We start from the raw sequence: 15,837 nt of genomic DNA, 5'->3' as shown, positions 1-15,837 counted from the left end.
TTACAGCGTGACGTGAATTTCCTGACTGATCGCCCCAAAATCGTTAACGAAACGCCAGTCCAGCGCGTGGCCGTTAATCCCTTCCGGAAGCGGCAAACGCACGGTGTCAAAAGGGGGAATGATGTTTAAGGGAACGTCTTTTTTATCGACGGTGACATTCATAACGTTAATATGTAGCGGGCTCGGATTTTCAATCACGAGCTGTCGGTTTTGGACACGCCATTTAACCTTCGCCGCAGCGCGTTCAGGCGTGATATTCAGGGTCGCCGGACGCCAAAAAAGTTTTATCCGCGTCTTAATGGCAATTTCGAGCGAATTAGGGTTTGAACTGGACGGAGGAATATTTTTGATGTTGAGCCAGAACAACGATTCCCGATCGTGAGGCAGTTCGCCCTTCACTTTCATGATGCGCAATATTTTCTCCTGCCCGGCCTCCAGCCTTGAAACTGGAGGAATAACGGTAAAAGGAGGTTTATTCGACGCTGTATCGCCTTTAAAAGGATCGACCCACGTCTGTATGAGATAAGGCGTGGTCGCTTCGTTATTTTTTATGCTAATTGTCGCATCGGATTTATCGCTACTATAAATAACGCGGGTTCCGCCAATAATGACGCCAGCCGACGACAAGGGTGTTAAAAATGAAAAAGAGAGCATGATGAACAGAGTCAACAAACGCCGTAGATACATCAGTTATCCTCACATCCTGTGGTGGAGCCTGCAAAAGGATAAAACAGGCTCCCGGCGAACAGCTGAAGATTATTTCAGGTATTCAATGGTGAACTGGGAATCCGCGTTCGCTGTACCCGGCGTAACCGTAGCCAGCGTCTGCACAAACTTCGCTTTGAAGCCCATGTCCGCTTTGCCATCGGTGATAGCAACATAATTTGAATTATTGTACAGCGGGATCGCCGTATCATCGTTCAGATTGAAGAGCTTGATTGCAACGCCGGTAGCCGTAACGGCTTCACCTTCGCCGGTGTAAATACCGTCAGTACCCGCTTCACCGTTAACAGGCGTGCCAATAGACAAATAACCTTTGCCGATGGTGTCTTTATCTTCTGTTCCGTCGAAACGAACCGCTGCCTGAGTATAGGTTGCAGGGCATTTCTCCAGTTTAATATGGAAATCTTTTACTGACGCCGTTGAGTCAATGCCGGAGAACGTCGTTTTGGCAACGCGGCCGATATTCACCGTCTGATCGGCGGTATCAGGCGTCACTTCACACGTTGAATCAATAACCTCTCCGCGGAAATGAACCGTTCCATCCGCAGCAAATGCTTGTCCTGCCATTAACGCCGATGCAAGTGCAATCGCCACCGTAATTCCATTATTTTTCATGATAACTCCATTAATTAAATCACTATTGCGTTTATCATAAAGACAACGCCATCCCAAATGCGATGAAATAATACTCTTCGGGAAGAATGATCTTCAAGGGGGGGATTTAAAATAATGGAATAATGACGAACCATAGGTGGAATAATAATAGAGAAAAACAAATATAATATTATTTTAGTTAAACCATCAATATTTCTTTTCAGTATACACATAAAAAGGACACATCTTTTATAAACAAACCATTTTTAGGATTACGTTAATAAAAGCTGATCGTTTAGTGATCAAAATAGCGAATACTAATGCTTAGACGCAATCTCGTTCATTATTCACACAATAAAGTAACGAAATACGTCAGAATAAGATGATTGATAGCAAAGAGAAAGCTGATGAGAAAAAAGTAAGGAAAAAATGGCTACACGTCGTGTAGCCATTAACAGAAGGGATTATTCTACGGTAACGGATTTCGCCAGGTTACGCGGCTGGTCAACGTCGGTGCCTTTGATCAGCGCCACGTGATAGGCCAGCAGCTGCAGCGGAACGGTGTAGAAGATTGGTGCAATCACCTCTTCCACATGCGGCATCTCGATGATGTGCATGTTGTCGCTGCTGGCGAAACCGGCATCTTTATCCGCGAAGACGTACAGTACGCCGCCGCGGGCGCGCACTTCTTCGATATTGGATTTCAGTTTTTCCAGCAGTTCGTTGTTCGGTGCCACAACGATAACCGGCATATCTGCATCAATCAGCGCCAGCGGGCCGTGTTTCAGCTCACCCGCCGCATAGGCTTCAGCGTGGATGTAAGAGATCTCTTTCAGCTTCAGTGCGCCTTCCAGCGCAATTGGATACTGATCGCCACGACCCAGGAACAGGGCGTGATGTTTGTCAGAGAAATCTTCCGCCAGCGCTTCAATGCGTTTGTCCTGAGACAGCATCTGCTCAATACGGCTCGGCAGGGCCTGCAGGCCATGAACGATGTCGTGCTCAACGGAAGCATCTTCGCCTTTCAGACGCGCCAGCTTCGCCACCAGCATCAGCAGAACGGTCAGCTGAGTGGTAAACGCTTTGGTAGAGGCCACGCCGATTTCAGTACCCGCTTTGGTCATCAGCGCCAGATCGGATTCACGCACCAGGGATGAGCCCGGAACGTTACAGATGGCCAGCGAGCCCAGATAACCCAGTTCTTTAGACAGACGCAGCGCTGCCAGCGTATCCGCCGTTTCGCCGGACTGGGAAAGGGTAATCATCAGGCTGTTACGACGCACCGCAGACTTGCGGTAGCGGAACTCAGACGCGATTTCCACATCGCACGGCACGCCCGCCAGGGACTCAAACCAGTAGCGAGAGACCATACCGGAGTTGTAGGAGGTGCCGCAGGCCACGATCTGAATATGCTCAACTTTGCTGAGCAGTTCGTTGGCGTTTGCGCCCAGCTCGCTCAGATCCACTTCACCGTGGCTGATGCGCCCGGTCAGGGTGTTTTTGATGGCGTTTGGCTGCTCGTAGATCTCTTTCTGCATGTAGTGACGGTAAGCGCCTTTGTCGCCCGTGTCGTACTGCAGGTTCGATTCGATCTCCTGGCGTTTCACCTGCTCGCCTTTGGTATTGAAGACGGTCACGCTGCGGCGAGTCACTTCCGCGATATCCCCCTCTTCCAGGAAGATAAAGCGACGGGTAACAGGCAGGAGCGCCAGCTGATCGGAGGCGATAAAGTTTTCACCCATGCCCAGACCGATCACCATCGGGCTACCGGAACGCGCGGCCAGCAGGGTAGACGGGTCGCGGGAATCCATGATCACTGTACCGTACGCACCGCGCAGCTGAGGGATAGCGCGCAGCACGGCTTCACGCAGCGTACCGCCCTGTGCCAGCTCCCAGTGCACCAGGTGAGCAATCACTTCGGTATCGGTTTCAGAGACGAAGGTATAGCCGCGCGCTTTCAGTTCTTCGCGCAGCGGTTCGTGGTTTTCGATAATGCCGTTATGCACCACCACGATGTATTCAGACACATGCGGGTGCGCGTTACCTTCAGACGGTTCGCCGTGCGTCGCCCAGCGGGTGTGCGCGATACCGGTACCACCGTGCAGCGGATGTTCTTCCGCGGCCTGAGCCAGCATTTGCACTTTACCGAGACGACGCAGGCGGGTCATGTGACCTTCTGCATCCACGACAGCCAGACCGGCAGAGTCGTAACCACGGTATTCCAGACGACGTAAACCTTCGAGAAGGATTTCAGCAATATCACGCTGCGCAACTGCGCCAACAATTCCACACATAGTTAGATTTCCTGATTATGGCGTTATGCCATGCGTTGTCGCTGACCTGTATTTGCCCTTTCCGGGCACCCCGAGCCTTGTAGAGAGTGGGGTTATAGTTATGGGTACTGCCTGTGGGGGGAGGATTATATTATCCCCTCACCCCAGCCCTCTCCCCATAGGGGAAAGGGTGAAAACCGCACCGTTCAGTTCCCCTCTCCCCCCAGGGGGAGAGGGTCAGGGTGAGGGGGGTATATTATTGTTACTTTTTCTTCACCGGGCGTTTCCAGCCCTGCTTGCTGACCTGCGGCACGCGGCTTAACACCAACGCGTTCTCGGCTACATCGCGCGTGACGGTTGTGCCAGCGGCAATGGTCACCCCGTTACCCACGGTAACAGGCGCCACCAGCTGCGTGTCCGAACCAACGAACACATCATCACCGATGATGGTTTTAAATTTATTGGCGCCGTCATAGTTACAGGTAATGGTTCCTGCACCAATGTTCACGTTGTCGCCAATCTCCGCATCGCCCAGATAAGTCAGATGACCGGCTTTCGAGCCTTTACCCAGACGCGCTTTTTTCATTTCCACGAAGTTGCCCACGTGCGCGCCTTCCAGCAGCTCAGCGCCCGGGCGCAGACGCGCAAACGGCCCGATGGTACAGGCGGCATCCAGACGGGCATCTTCTACCACGCTGTACGGGCTGATTTCGCAGTCGTCACCGATGACGCTGTTTTTAATCACGCAGCCGGTGCCAATTTTGACGCGGTTGCCCAGCGTCACGTTGCCTTCAACGATAACGTTAGTATCAATTTCAACGTCACGCCCGTGAGACAAGGTGCCACGCAGATCGAAACGCGCCGGATCGCGCAGCATCACGCCCGCCAGCAGCAGCTTTTCGGCCTGCTCGGACTGATAAATACGCTCAAGACGGGAAAGCTGCAGGCGGTTATTCACGCCGTCCGTTTCGCTGATACGCGCCGGATGAACGGCGGCAATTTTACGCCCTTCATGGTACGCCATCGCAATGATGTCGGTGATGTAGTACTCACCCTGCGCGTTGTTGTTGTTGAGCTGAGAGAGCCAGCGCTTCATGTCCGCGCCGTTGGCAATCAGGATGCCGGTGTTGATCTCCTGAATCTGACGCTGTTCGTCGCTGGCATCTTTGTGCTCAACAATACCCGTGACGTTGCCGTTTTCACGTGTGATACGGCCATAGCCCGTTGGATCGTCCAGCACAACGGTTAATAAGCCGATGCCGCCCTGCGGCTTGGCCGCACGCAGGCGAGTCAGCGTTTCAACGGAGATCAGCGGAACGTCGCCGTAAAGCATCAGAATGTCTTCGTCATCGGCAAAGAACGGCGCAGCCTGCTGCATCGCATGACCGGTACCCAGCTGTTCAGCCTGAAGCACCCAGTTGAGCGCGTCATCGCTCAGCGTCTTTTTCAGCAGATCGCCACCGTGGCCGTAGACCAGGTGAACCTGACGAGCACCCAGTTCATTCGCGGCATCAATGACATGCTGCACCATTGGCTTTCCTGCCAGCGTGTGGAGCACTTTTGGCAAATCGGAATACATGCGGGTACCTTTGCCTGCGGCAAGGATCACCACGCTCATCGCACTGTTTGACATACGCATCCTGACGGTAGTTTGAGTGAGAAGTAAAAACGTTTGATGCTTAAAATTCTACATCTTTTTTATCATGAATTAAGCGCCAAAAAAAAAGCCAGCCTGGTATCCAGACTGGCTTTTGTGCTTTTCAAGCCGGTGTTACATCGCTTTTTTGGTCAACTCGATAACGCGCAGTTTCGCGATCGCTTTGGCCAGCTCCGCAGACGCCTGAGCGTAATCCACGTCACCATGAGAGCTGCTAATGTGCTCTTCAGCCTTACGCTTCGATTCCAGGGCTCGCGCTTCGTCGAGATCCTGGCCACGAATAGCGGTATCGGCCAGAACGGTCACACTGCCAGGCTGCACTTCAAGAATGCCGCCGGACAGATAGATAAACTCTTCATGACCGAACTGTTTAACGATGCGGATCATACCAGGCTTAATGGCGGTGAGCAGCGGTGCGTGACCCGGGAAAATCCCCAGTTCACCTTCACTGCCCGTTACCTGGATTTTCTCGACCAGACCAGAGAACATTTGTTGCTCTGCGCTGACGACGTCCAGGTGGTAAGTCATTGCCATATCACCCTCCGATTAAGGCGTTAAAGTTTTTTGGCTTTTTCCACGGCTTCTTCGATGGAACCAACCATGTAGAACGCCTGCTCTGGCAGGTGATCGTATTCGCCTTCCATGATGCCTTTAAAGCCACGGATGGTGTCTTTCAGGGAAACGTATTTACCTGGAGAACCGGTGAATACTTCCGCAACGAAGAACGGCTGGGACAGGAAGCGCTGGATCTTACGCGCACGTGCTACCACCAGTTTGTCTTCTTCAGACAGTTCATCCATACCCAGGATCGCGATGATGTCTTTCAGTTCCTGGTAACGCTGCAGCAGGGACTGTACGCCACGCGCGGTGTCGTAGTGTTCCTGACCAACAACCAGTGGATCCAGCTGACGGCTGGTGGAGTCCAGCGGGTCAACGGCCGGGTAGATACCCAGAGACGCGATCTGACGGCTCAGTACCACGGTTGCATCTAAGTGAGCAAAGGTGGTGGCAGGAGATGGGTCAGTCAAGTCATCCGCAGGTACGTATACCGCCTGAACGGAGGTGATAGAACCGGTTTTGGTAGAGGTGATACGTTCCTGAAGAACACCCATCTCTTCCGCCAGGGTCGGCTGGTAGCCTACCGCTGAAGGCATACGACCCAGCAGTGCAGATACTTCCGTACCGGCCAGGGTGTAACGGTAGATGTTATCAACGAACAGCAGAACGTCACGGCCTTCGTCACGGAACTTCTCAGCCATCGTCAGACCGGTCAGCGCAACGCGCAGACGGTTTCCTGGTGGCTCGTTCATCTGGCCGTAAACCAGGGATACTTTGTCCAGAACGTTGGAGTCGGTCATTTCGTGGTAGAAGTCGTTACCCTCACGAGTACGTTCACCTACGCCCGCAAACACGGAGTAACCGGAGTGCTCGATCGCGATGTTACGGATCAGCTCCATCATGTTTACGGTTTTACCTACACCCGCACCACCGAACAGACCAACTTTACCGCCCTTCGCGAACGGACACATCAGGTCGATAACTTTGATACCGGTTTCCAGCAGTTCCTGAGAGCTGGACAGCTCTTCGTAGGAAGGTGCCGCGCGGTGGATAGCCCAACGCTCTTCTTCACCGATGTCGCCTTTCATGTCGATTGGCTGACCCAATACGTTCATGATACGACCCAGTGTTGCTTTACCTACCGGGACTTCGATCGGGTGCTCAAGGTCTTTAACTTCCAGACCACGACGCAGACCGTCGGAAGAACCCATGGCGATGGTACGCACGATACCGCCGCCGAGCTGCTGCTGAACTTCCAGCACCAGGCTCTCGTTACCATTCTGTACCTCAAGCGCGTCGTACACGCGTGGTACGGCGTCCTGAGGGAACTCGACGTCCACCACGGCGCCGATTACCTGGACAATCTTTCCAGTAGCCATCTTGAATCCTCTACGTAATTCGTAAACCTGGTTAAACCGCGGCGGCCCCCGAGACGATCTCGGTGAGTTCCTGAGTAATGCTGGCCTGACGAGCTTTGTTGTAAACCAACTGCAGCTCTTTAATCAGGCTGCCGCCATTATCGGTCGCGGCTTTCATCGCCACCATTCGTGCGGCCTGCTCGCTGGCCAGGTTTTCTACAACGCCCTGATAAACCTGAGATTCAACGTAACGACGCAGCAGGGTATCCAGCAGCGGTTTCGGATCGGGTTCATACAGGTAATCCCAGGCTTTCTGCTTCAGCTCGTCATCTTCTGATGCCGGTAACGGCAGCATCTGCGTGAGCGTTGGAACCTGAGACATGGTGTTAATAAATTTGTTGCTGACAACGTACAGTCTGTCCAGACGGCCTTCATCGTAGGCCTGCAACATCACTTTAACCGGGCCGATCAGTTCGGACAGGGACGGGTTATCACCCATACCGGTCACCTGAGCGACAATATTGCCACCAACGGAGTTAAAGAAAGAGACGCCTTTAGAGCCAATCAGTGCCAGATCGCACTGAACGCCTTTATCGGACCATGCTTTCATATCCGCCAGCAGTTTTTTGAACAGGTTAATGTTCAAGCCGCCACACAGACCACGGTCAGTCGACACCACCAGGTAGCCCACGCGCTTAACGTCGCGTTCTTCCAGGTAAGGGTGCTTATATTCCAGATTACCGTTTGCAAGGTGACCAATCACTTTGCGCATGGTCTCTGCATAAGGACGGCTGGCCGCCATGCGATCCTGCGATTTACGCATTTTGGAAGCGGCGACCATCTCCATCGCTTTAGTGATCTTTTGCGTGTTCTGGACGCTTGCGATCTTACTACGTATCTCTTTTGCGCCGGCCATGAGCTTCTCCTCAATGCCAGGCGGCTTGCCCTGAGACAAGCCGCCGGACGATTACCAGGATTGGGTTGCTTTGAAGGAATCGAGGATAGCTTTCAGCTTGCCTTCGATTTCGTCGTTATAGCCACCGGTCTGGTTGATCTCTTGCATCAGCGGAGCGTGATCACGGTCGACGTAAGCCAGCAGAGCGGCTTCGAAGCTACCGATTTTCGCCAGTTCCACATCTTCGAGGTAACCGCGTTCAGCCGCGAACAGTACCAGGCCCTGCTGAGCAACAGACATTGGTGCGTACTGTTTCTGCTTCAGCAGCTCGGTCACTTTCTGACCGTGGCTCAGCTGTTTACGGGTTGCTTCGTCAAGATCGGATGCGAACTGAGAGAACGCAGCCAGTTCACGATACTGTGCCAGCGCGGTACGGATACCACCGGACAGTTTCTTGATGATCTTGGTCTGAGCAGCACCACCTACACGGGATACGGAGATACCCGGGTTAACCGCCGGACGAATACCGGAGTTAAACAGGTTGGTTTCCAGGAAGATCTGACCATCGGTAATGGAGATTACGTTGGTCGGAACGAACGCAGAAACGTCACCCGCCTGGGTTTCAATGATCGGCAACGCGGTCAGAGAACCTGTTTTACCCTTCACTTCACCTTTGGTGAAGTTCTCGACGTATTCCGCGTTAACGCGGGAAGCACGCTCCAGCAGACGAGAGTGGAGGTAGAATACGTCGCCAGGGAACGCTTCACGTCCTGGTGGACGACGGAGCAGCAGGGAAACCTGACGATAAGCAACAGCCTGTTTAGACAGGTCATCGTATACGATCAGCGCATCTTCACCGCGGTCACGGAAGTATTCGCCCATTGCGCAACCGGCGTATGGCGCCAGGTATTGCAGTGCAGCGGATTCAGAAGCGGTAGCCACAACAACGATGGTGTTAGCCAGCGCGCCGTGCTCTTCCAGTTTACGAACCACGTTAGAAATGGTGGACGCTTTCTGGCCGATAGCCACGTACACACATTTGATGCCGGAATCGCGCTGGTTGATGATGGCGTCGATTGCCATCGCAGTTTTACCGGTCTGACGGTCACCGATGATCAGTTCACGCTGACCACGACCGATTGGGATCATGGCGTCAACGGACTTATAACCAGTCTGCACTGGCTGATCAACGGACTGACGGTCGATAACGCCTGGTGCGATAACTTCGATTGGGGAGAAGCCATCGTGCTCAACCGGACCTTTACCGTCGATTGGCGCACCCAGGGTGTTAACAACGCGACCCAGCAGGCCACGGCCAACCGGCACTTCCAGAATACGGCCAGTACACTTAACCTTCATGCCTTCGGCGAGGTCAGCGTATGGACCCATCACAACTGCACCTACGGAGTCGCGCTCCAGGTTCAGTGCGATAGCGTAACGGTTACCCGGCAGGGAAATCATCTCACCCTGCATACAATCGGCCAGGCCGTGGATGCGGATAACACCGTCACTTACAGAAACAATAGTACCTTCGTTGTGAGCTTCACTCACAACACTGAACTGAGCAATGCGCTGCTTGATCAGTTCGCTGATTTCGGTGGAATTCAGTTGCATGCTCCAGTCCCCTTAAGACTGCAAGACGTCTGCAAGGCGCTCAAGACGGCCGCGTACGCTGCCATCAATGACCATATCACCCGAACGGATGATTACGCCTGCCATTACAGACTTATCGATTTTGCAATTCAGCTTAACTTTGCGTGACAGACGTTTTTCCATCGCGGCGGTGATTTTCGCAAGCTGTTCGTCACTCAGTTCAGTCGCGGAAGTCACTTCGACTTCTGCAGTTGCTTCACTAAGGGCACGTAAGTGCTCAAACTGCTCGAGAACATCCGGGAGCACACGGAGACGACCATTTTCTGCCATCACCTTAATCAGGTTCTGGCCGTTGGCATCCAGTTGCTCTCCGCACACGGCGATAAACGACGCGGCGAGGGTTTCAGGTGCTAACGCACCAGAAAGCAACTCGGCCATTTGTTCGTTTTTCGTCACCTCAGCGGCAAACGCCAGCATGTTCTGCCAGCGATCGACATTTTGGTGTTCGACAGCAAAGTCAAAAGCTGCTTTGGCGTAGGGGCGAGCTACCGTAACAAATTCAGACATCAGCCCCTCCCTCCTTACAGTTCAGCGACAAGTTTGTCCACGATGTCGCTGTTAGCAGCTTCATCCACGGAACGTTCGATGATCTTCTCGGCGCCAGCAACAGCCAGAATCGCAACCTGCTTACGCAGTTCTTCACGAGCACGTTTACGCTCAGCTTCAATTTCAGCCTGAGCCTGTGTCACGATCTTAGTACGTTCCTGTTCTGCTTCAGCTTTGGCTTCGTCCAGGATCTGAGAACGGCGCTTGTTAGCCTGTTCAATGATTACCTGAGCTTCAGCTTTCGCTTTTTTCAGCTGGTCTGTCGCGTTGGCCTGTGCAAGGTCCAAATCTTTCTTAGCGCGTTCTGCGGAAGCCAGACCGTCAGCAATTTCTTTCTGACGTTTTTCGATGGCAGCCATTAAAGGCGGCCATACATACTTCATGCAGAACCAGACAAAGAGAATAAACGCGATGGCCTGGCCGAGGATTGTTGCGTTCATGTTCACAGCACAATACCTCTTAAATTTCTGTGGCTTGGGGTTTTAAAACAACTACTACGCGACAGCAAACATCACGTACAGACCCAGACCTACAGCGATCATTGGGATTGCATCCACCAGACCCATAACGATAAAGAACTGAGTACGCAGCAGAGGAATCAGATCAGGTTGACGCGCTGCGCCTTCCAGGAATTTACCTCCGAGGATGCCGATACCGATCGCAGCACCGATAGCCGCCAGACCCATCATCACAGCGGCAGCCATGTACAGCAGATCCATATTCAGGTTTTCCATGACAGTCTCCAGTTTGTTTCAATTAAAACGTAGTAGTGTTGGTAAAAAATCAGTGCTCTTCAGACGCCATCGACAGATAGACGATCGTCAGAACCATGAAGATAAAGGCTTGCAGCGTAATGATCAGGATGTGGAAAATGGCCCACGGCACATTCAGAATCCACTGTGACCACCACGGCAGAAGACCCGCGATCAGAATGAAAATCAGCTCACCCGCATACATGTTGCCGAACAGTCGCAGACCCAGTGAAACAGGTTTGGACAGCAGGCTAACGCCTTCCAGGATCAGGTTGACCGGAATAAACGCCCAGTGGTTGAACGGCTGCAAGGTAAGCTCTTTCACAAAGCCGCTTACGCCTTTCATTTTGATGCTGTAGAAAAGAATCAGGATAAACACGCCCAGCGCCATCGACAGGGTGATGTTCACGTCCGCAGACGGTACAACACGCAGCGCAGGCAGGCCGAAGATGTGCTCGCCGATGAACGGCAGCAGGTCAATTGGCAGCAGGTCCATCAGGTTCATCAGGAAGACCCAAACGAACACGGTCAGGGCCAGCGGAGCAATCAGCTTGCTCTTACCATGGTACATGTCTTTCACGCTGCCATGGACGAAGCCGATGATCATCTCAACGAACGTCTGGAATTTCCCTGGAACACCGCTGGTCGCCTTTTTAGCAACGCTGCGGAACATGGCCAGGAACAGAAGACCCAAAACCACCGAGAAGAACATGGAGTCGATGTTGATCGTCCAGAAGGTGGCCGGGGGGTTATGTGGATCCACCAGCGAGAATGTACGCAGGTCCAGCTGAAGGTTATTCAGATGGTGACCTATGTAATCCTGCGGCGTCATATTTTCTGAAGCCATGATGCCTTTTACCCTTTGTTATTGATTACAGCTGGAGCCAGAACTTGTACCACCAGCACCAAAACCCACGTTGCTATCAGCGGCATGAATACCACTTTCAAAACCGCCAGCGCCATCACCAGTAGAGCAAAGGTCAGCAACACCTTACACACTTCGCCGAGAGCGAAGGACCAGGCCACGCGGCCTTTGGCGGGTGTATGCGCCTGATGACGCCAGGCAAAAATCATAAACAACACGTTTGGCAGCACAACCGCCAAACCTCCGCACACGGCGGAGATGCCCCAGAAGGGGTCTTTGAGGCTAAACAGCAGTCCACTTGCTATCACAGCCAGAAACTGAATGAACAGAAGCTTACGAGCAACGTTTCTACTCAAGAGCGACACAGACATCACGTTTTTACTCCTGCTCCCTTCGAGGTATGCCGCGTGTCGTATAAAACGTCCTTTAAGGCTCAGAGTCAAGCATCAAAAAGCGGACAAATTATACGGTGCGTACCCGTGATTTCAAACATTAAGTAGCGAAAAGGTGAATAAATGTTTAAATATTTTTCCCCGCCGCTATTTTTTAACTTTCGTAGAAAGCATCGACCTTCGAGCAAAACTGCAAACAGCGCGAAAACGTTGACTACAAAGCGTGCACGAGATCACAAAACACACATTTGCGATAAGGTTGTATTTATCAAACTCGTAAATCGCTTAATTTCATCTTTCTGAAAATAAAGATAAAATGTCGCAACTATTTTCAAAACAGCCCCGTATACAATAAAAACCTTTTATTGACATTCTTAATAAATATTTAACATTGCATTCTGGTTGCTGCTTTCCACTTTTAGCAGGCTGATATTTTCGTGGTTGATTATCTTCAGGGTGAACAATGGTGAGGAAGTTAACCATTAGAAAACCCTTAGTAAAAACACGGTTAAATTCTCTCCGGCGAAATCCGTTGTGTTGTGCTGTTTTTTAACACTGACAGAACAGCACAAATTCCACATTTTTTATTAATTTTTTAAAAATTGTTTGGCTTAATTATCACCAGATGACGTTCGCCTTCGAGCTGAGGAATCTGTAATTTCTCAATGGACTCGACGGCAAAACCGTCCGGAAGCTGTTCAATTTCATCGCCGGGCAACTGCCCTTTCAGCGCATAAAAACGGCCATTCTCTGCCGGTAAGTGCTTACACCAGCTCACCATGTCATTAAGCGAAGCAAACGCACGGCTGATAACCCCGTCGAACGGTGGCTCTGCCGGAAACTCCTCTACCCTGCTTTGCACAGGCGTGATGTTCTCAAGCTTCAGCTCATGCTGTACCTGGCGCAAAAAACGCACGCGCTTGCCAAGGCTATCCAGCAGCGTGAAATGGCTTTCCGGGCGGACAATTGACAGGGGAATACCCGGCAGGCCAGGACCCGTGCCCACATCGATAAAGCGCTCACCGTTCAGGTACGGCGCAACCACAATGCTATCGAGAATATGGCGAATCAGCATCTCGTTGGGGTCGCGTACGGAGGTGAGGTTGTACGCTTTATTCCATTTGTTCAGCATATCGACATAGGCCACCAGCTGATTTTTCTGGTGATCGGTGAGCGAAATACCTGCCTGATCCAGCAGACGAGAGAGTTTATTGAGCACGGTGAATACCTGTTGAGAGACTTAAGTGGCGGGTGGCGCTTCGCTAACCCGCCCTACGGAGTTCTGTAGGCCCGGTAAGCGCAGCGCCACCGGGCGAATTACACATATTACGCGCTGCGGCGCAGCATGCCCTGCTTTTTCAGCCACACCAGCAGAATCGAAATCGCTGCTGGGGTAACGCCGGAGATACGTGAAGCCTGGCCGATCGACACCGGTTTGTGATCGTTCAGCTTGGCGATCACTTCGTTGGAAAGGCCCGTTACCTGACGGTAGTCCAGCATTTCCGGCAGCAGCGTGTTTTCGTTGCGCTGCTGTTTTTCGATCTCATCCTGCTGACGCGCGATGTAACCTTCGTACTTCACCTGAATTTCGACCTGTTCAGCGGCTTCCGCGTCTTCAAGACCCGGGGCGAACGCGGTGAGTTTCACCAGATTCTCATAGGTCACTTCCGGACGACGCAGCAGATCTTCACCGCTGGCTTCACGCGACAGTGGCGCAGTTAAGTGAGCGTTCACTTCGGCAGCGGTTTCCGCCTGTGGATTCACCCAGGTGGTTTTCAGGCGCTGACGCTCCTGTTCAATGCGTTCCAGCTTCTCGTTGAAGCGCGCCCAGCGTTCGTCGTCCACCAGACCCAGTTCGCGGCCCATCTCGGTCAGGCGCAGGTCGGCGTTGTCTTCGCGCAGCATCAGGCGATATTCCGCGCGAGAGGTAAACATACGGTACGGTTCTTTGGTGCCCAGGGTACAGAGATCGTCAACCAGCACGCCCAGATAGGCCTGAGAACGCGATGGCGCCCAGCCCTCTTTCTCGGCAGAGAAGCGGGCAGCGTTCAGACCGGCAAGCAGACCCTGCGCTGCGGCTTCTTCGTAGCCAGTGGTGCCGTTAATCTGGCCAGCGAAGAACAGACCGTGGATGAACTTGCTCTCCAGCGTCGGCTTCAGGTCACGCGGGTCGAAGAAATCGTACTCAATAGCGTAGCCAGGGCGAACGATTTTCGCATTCTCCATCCCCTGCATTGAGCGAACAATTTGCATCTGCACGTCAAACGGCAGGCTGGTGGAGATGCCGTTCGGATAAATTTCGTTCGAGGTCAGCCCTTCCGGCTCGAGGAAGATCTGGTGCTGGTTACGATCGGCAAAGCGCATCACTTTGTCTTCGATCGACGGGCAGTAGCGTGGGCCGATCCCTTCGATCACGCCAGCGTACATTGGGCTGCGATCGAGGTTATTGCGGATCACGTCATGGGTTTTTTCGTTGGTATGCGTGATGTAGCACGGTACCTGCTGCGGATGTTGCGCAGCGTTGCCCATGAACGAGAAGACCGGCATTGGGTTATCACCGTGCTGTTGGGCCAGCACGCTGAAATCAATGGTGCGCGCATCAATACGCGGCGGTGTACCGGTTTTCAGACGGCTGACGCGCAGCGGCAGTTCACGCAGGCGACGAGACAGCGGAATAGACGGCGGATCGCCAGCACGGCCACCGCTGTAGTTATCCAGACCGATATGAATTTTGCCGTCCAGGAATGTACCCACGGTCAGCACCACCGCTTTCGCGCGGAATTTGAGCCCCATCTGGGTGACTGCGCCGACAACGCGATCGTTTTCAACGATGAGATCTTCAACCGCCTGCTGGAAGATCATCAAGTTTGGCTGGTTCTCTAGCGCAGTGCGCACGGCCTGGCGGTAAAGCACGCGGTCTGCCTGCGCACGGGTGGCGCGGACTGCGGGGCCTTTACTTGCGTTTAGTATCCTAAACTGGATACCTGCATGATCGATCGCTTTCGCCATCAGGCCGCCAAGTGCATCCACTTCTTTTACCAGGTGTCCTTTCCCAATGCCGCCAATCGCCGGATTACAGGACATTTGTCCCAGCGTGTCGATATTGTGTGTCAAAAGCAGGGTCTGCTGACCCATTCGCGCTGCGGCCATTGCGGCCTCAGTGCCTGCGTGACCCCCGCCAATGATGATGACGTCAAAAGGATCCTGATAAAACATGGTGGTCTGCCTCGCGTAAAGCGGTATGAAAATGGATTGAAGCCCGGGCCGTGGATTCTACTCAACTTTAGTCTTTCGAGAAAGCACTGGGATCCTGGGCTATTAAAAAGAAGATCTTTTTATTTAGAGATCTGTTCTATTGTGATCTCTTATTAGGATCGCGGACCTGTGTGGATAAGTCCGATCCCATGAATAAGATCATGCAGTTAGGAAGGATCGTTTGCTGTTAATGATCGGTGATCCTGGACCGTATAAGCTGGGATCAGATCGCCGCTTTATACACAGGTCAAAAACTAAACTCGCGTTGTTCTTTGGATAACTACGGGTTAATACGAGCTTTTAACCAGAGTTATCC

The 15,837-nt window shown here is 52.6% G+C and carries 15 protein-coding genes; all 15 read right to left on the bottom strand.

From position 1 onward, the window contains the following. Positions 1–687 carry a fimbrial chaperone gene (locus D5066_RS17715; RefSeq protein WP_119916699.1) on the bottom strand — a complete coding sequence of 229 codons (687 nt, stop codon included), beginning with the start codon at positions 685–687 and terminating at the stop codon, positions 1–3. Between the two features lie 69 nt (positions 688–756). After that, complete coding sequence (locus D5066_RS17710) at positions 757–1,338, bottom strand: chaperone-usher fimbrial major subunit (RefSeq protein ID WP_119916698.1); 582 nt, start codon at positions 1,336–1,338, stop codon at positions 757–759. Between the two features lie 443 nt (positions 1,339–1,781). Further along, positions 1,782–3,611 (bottom strand): glutamine--fructose-6-phosphate transaminase (isomerizing), encoded by a 1,830-nt coding sequence (glmS, locus tag D5066_RS17705; RefSeq protein WP_119916696.1) that lies wholly within the window; start codon positions 3,609–3,611, stop codon positions 1,782–1,784. A gap of 241 nt (positions 3,612–3,852) precedes the next feature. Beyond that, positions 3,853–5,223 carry a bifunctional UDP-N-acetylglucosamine diphosphorylase/glucosamine-1-phosphate N-acetyltransferase GlmU gene (glmU, locus tag D5066_RS17700; protein ID WP_119916694.1) on the bottom strand — a complete coding sequence of 457 codons (1,371 nt, stop codon included), beginning with the start codon at positions 5,221–5,223 and terminating at the stop codon, positions 3,853–3,855. Positions 5,224–5,361: 138 nt separating this feature from the next. Further along, complete coding sequence (locus D5066_RS17695; protein WP_006177560.1) at positions 5,362–5,781, bottom strand: F0F1 ATP synthase subunit epsilon; 420 nt, start codon at positions 5,779–5,781, stop codon at positions 5,362–5,364. Positions 5,782–5,801: 20 nt separating this feature from the next. Continuing rightward, entirely contained in the window at positions 5,802–7,184 is a 1,383-nt protein-coding gene (gene atpD, locus D5066_RS17690) for a F0F1 ATP synthase subunit beta (RefSeq protein ID WP_003862362.1), read from the bottom strand. Positions 7,185–7,215: 31 nt separating this feature from the next. Beyond that, positions 7,216–8,079: a F0F1 ATP synthase subunit gamma gene (gene atpG, locus D5066_RS17685; protein WP_032673476.1), complete on the bottom strand. Its 864-nt coding sequence runs from the start codon at positions 8,077–8,079 to the stop codon at positions 7,216–7,218. 51 nt (positions 8,080–8,130) lie between these two features. Beyond that, positions 8,131–9,672, bottom strand: coding sequence for a F0F1 ATP synthase subunit alpha (atpA, locus tag D5066_RS17680; protein ID WP_080329736.1), 1,542 nt, complete (start codon positions 9,670–9,672; stop codon positions 8,131–8,133). Positions 9,673–9,684: 12 nt separating this feature from the next. Beyond that, a complete protein-coding gene (atpH, locus tag D5066_RS17675; protein ID WP_003862369.1) occupies positions 9,685–10,218 on the bottom strand; it encodes a F0F1 ATP synthase subunit delta in 534 nt (177 codons plus the stop codon). A gap of 14 nt (positions 10,219–10,232) precedes the next feature. Then, on the bottom strand, positions 10,233–10,703 hold the full coding sequence (gene atpF, locus D5066_RS17670; RefSeq protein ID WP_003862370.1) for a F0F1 ATP synthase subunit B: 471 nt from the start codon (positions 10,701–10,703) through the stop codon (positions 10,233–10,235). Positions 10,704–10,751: 48 nt separating this feature from the next. Continuing rightward, a complete protein-coding gene (atpE, locus tag D5066_RS17665) occupies positions 10,752–10,991 on the bottom strand; it encodes a F0F1 ATP synthase subunit C (protein ID WP_000429386.1) in 240 nt (79 codons plus the stop codon). Positions 10,992–11,040: 49 nt separating this feature from the next. Beyond that, positions 11,041–11,856, bottom strand: coding sequence for a F0F1 ATP synthase subunit A (gene atpB, locus D5066_RS17660; RefSeq protein WP_014881883.1), 816 nt, complete (start codon positions 11,854–11,856; stop codon positions 11,041–11,043). Positions 11,857–11,864: 8 nt separating this feature from the next. Next, positions 11,865–12,245 (bottom strand): F0F1 ATP synthase subunit I, encoded by a 381-nt coding sequence (atpI, locus tag D5066_RS17655; RefSeq protein WP_008500194.1) that lies wholly within the window; start codon positions 12,243–12,245, stop codon positions 11,865–11,867. A gap of 616 nt (positions 12,246–12,861) precedes the next feature. Beyond that, positions 12,862–13,485: a 16S rRNA (guanine(527)-N(7))-methyltransferase RsmG gene (gene rsmG, locus D5066_RS17650; protein ID WP_013099403.1), complete on the bottom strand. Its 624-nt coding sequence runs from the start codon at positions 13,483–13,485 to the stop codon at positions 12,862–12,864. A gap of 107 nt (positions 13,486–13,592) precedes the next feature. After that, positions 13,593–15,482: a tRNA uridine-5-carboxymethylaminomethyl(34) synthesis enzyme MnmG gene (gene mnmG, locus D5066_RS17645; RefSeq protein WP_119916693.1), complete on the bottom strand. Its 1,890-nt coding sequence runs from the start codon at positions 15,480–15,482 to the stop codon at positions 13,593–13,595. Positions 15,483–15,837 lie beyond the last annotated feature (355 nt).

The sequence above is a fragment of the Enterobacter chuandaensis genome (assembly GCF_003594915.1).
Taxonomy (GTDB): domain Bacteria; phylum Pseudomonadota; class Gammaproteobacteria; order Enterobacterales; family Enterobacteriaceae; genus Enterobacter; species Enterobacter chuandaensis.
Note: the sequence above shows the minus strand (reverse complement) of the source record. Positions and strands in the feature narration are given on the sequence as shown.

Bases quoted from the DNA above. Each gene is read 5' to 3' on its own strand.
- D5066_RS17695 (WP_006177560.1), bottom strand. From the start codon at position 5,781: ATGGCAATGACTTACCACCTGGACGTCGTCAGCGCAGAGCAACAAATG.
- atpB (WP_014881883.1), bottom strand. From the start codon at position 11,856: ATGGCTTCAGAAAATATGACGCCGCAGGATTACATAGGTCACCATCTG.
- glmU (WP_119916694.1), bottom strand. From the start codon at position 5,223: ATGTCAAACAGTGCGATGAGCGTGGTGATCCTTGCCGCAGGCAAAGGT.
- glmS (WP_119916696.1), bottom strand. From the start codon at position 3,611: ATGTGTGGAATTGTTGGCGCAGTTGCGCAGCGTGATATTGCTGAAATC.
- atpG (WP_032673476.1), bottom strand. From the start codon at position 8,079: ATGGCCGGCGCAAAAGAGATACGTAGTAAGATCGCAAGCGTCCAGAAC.
- atpD (WP_003862362.1), bottom strand. From the start codon at position 7,184: ATGGCTACTGGAAAGATTGTCCAGGTAATCGGCGCCGTGGTGGACGTC.
- atpH (WP_003862369.1), bottom strand. From the start codon at position 10,218: ATGTCTGAATTTGTTACGGTAGCTCGCCCCTACGCCAAAGCAGCTTTT.
- atpE (WP_000429386.1), bottom strand. From the start codon at position 10,991: ATGGAAAACCTGAATATGGATCTGCTGTACATGGCTGCCGCTGTGATG.
- atpI (WP_008500194.1), bottom strand. From the start codon at position 12,245: ATGTCTGTGTCGCTCTTGAGTAGAAACGTTGCTCGTAAGCTTCTGTTC.
- atpA (WP_080329736.1), bottom strand. From the start codon at position 9,672: ATGCAACTGAATTCCACCGAAATCAGCGAACTGATCAAGCAGCGCATT.
- D5066_RS17710 (WP_119916698.1), bottom strand. From the start codon at position 1,338: ATGAAAAATAATGGAATTACGGTGGCGATTGCACTTGCATCGGCGTTA.
- mnmG (WP_119916693.1), bottom strand. From the start codon at position 15,482: ATGTTTTATCAGGATCCTTTTGACGTCATCATCATTGGCGGGGGTCAC.
- D5066_RS17715 (WP_119916699.1), bottom strand. From the start codon at position 687: ATGTATCTACGGCGTTTGTTGACTCTGTTCATCATGCTCTCTTTTTCA.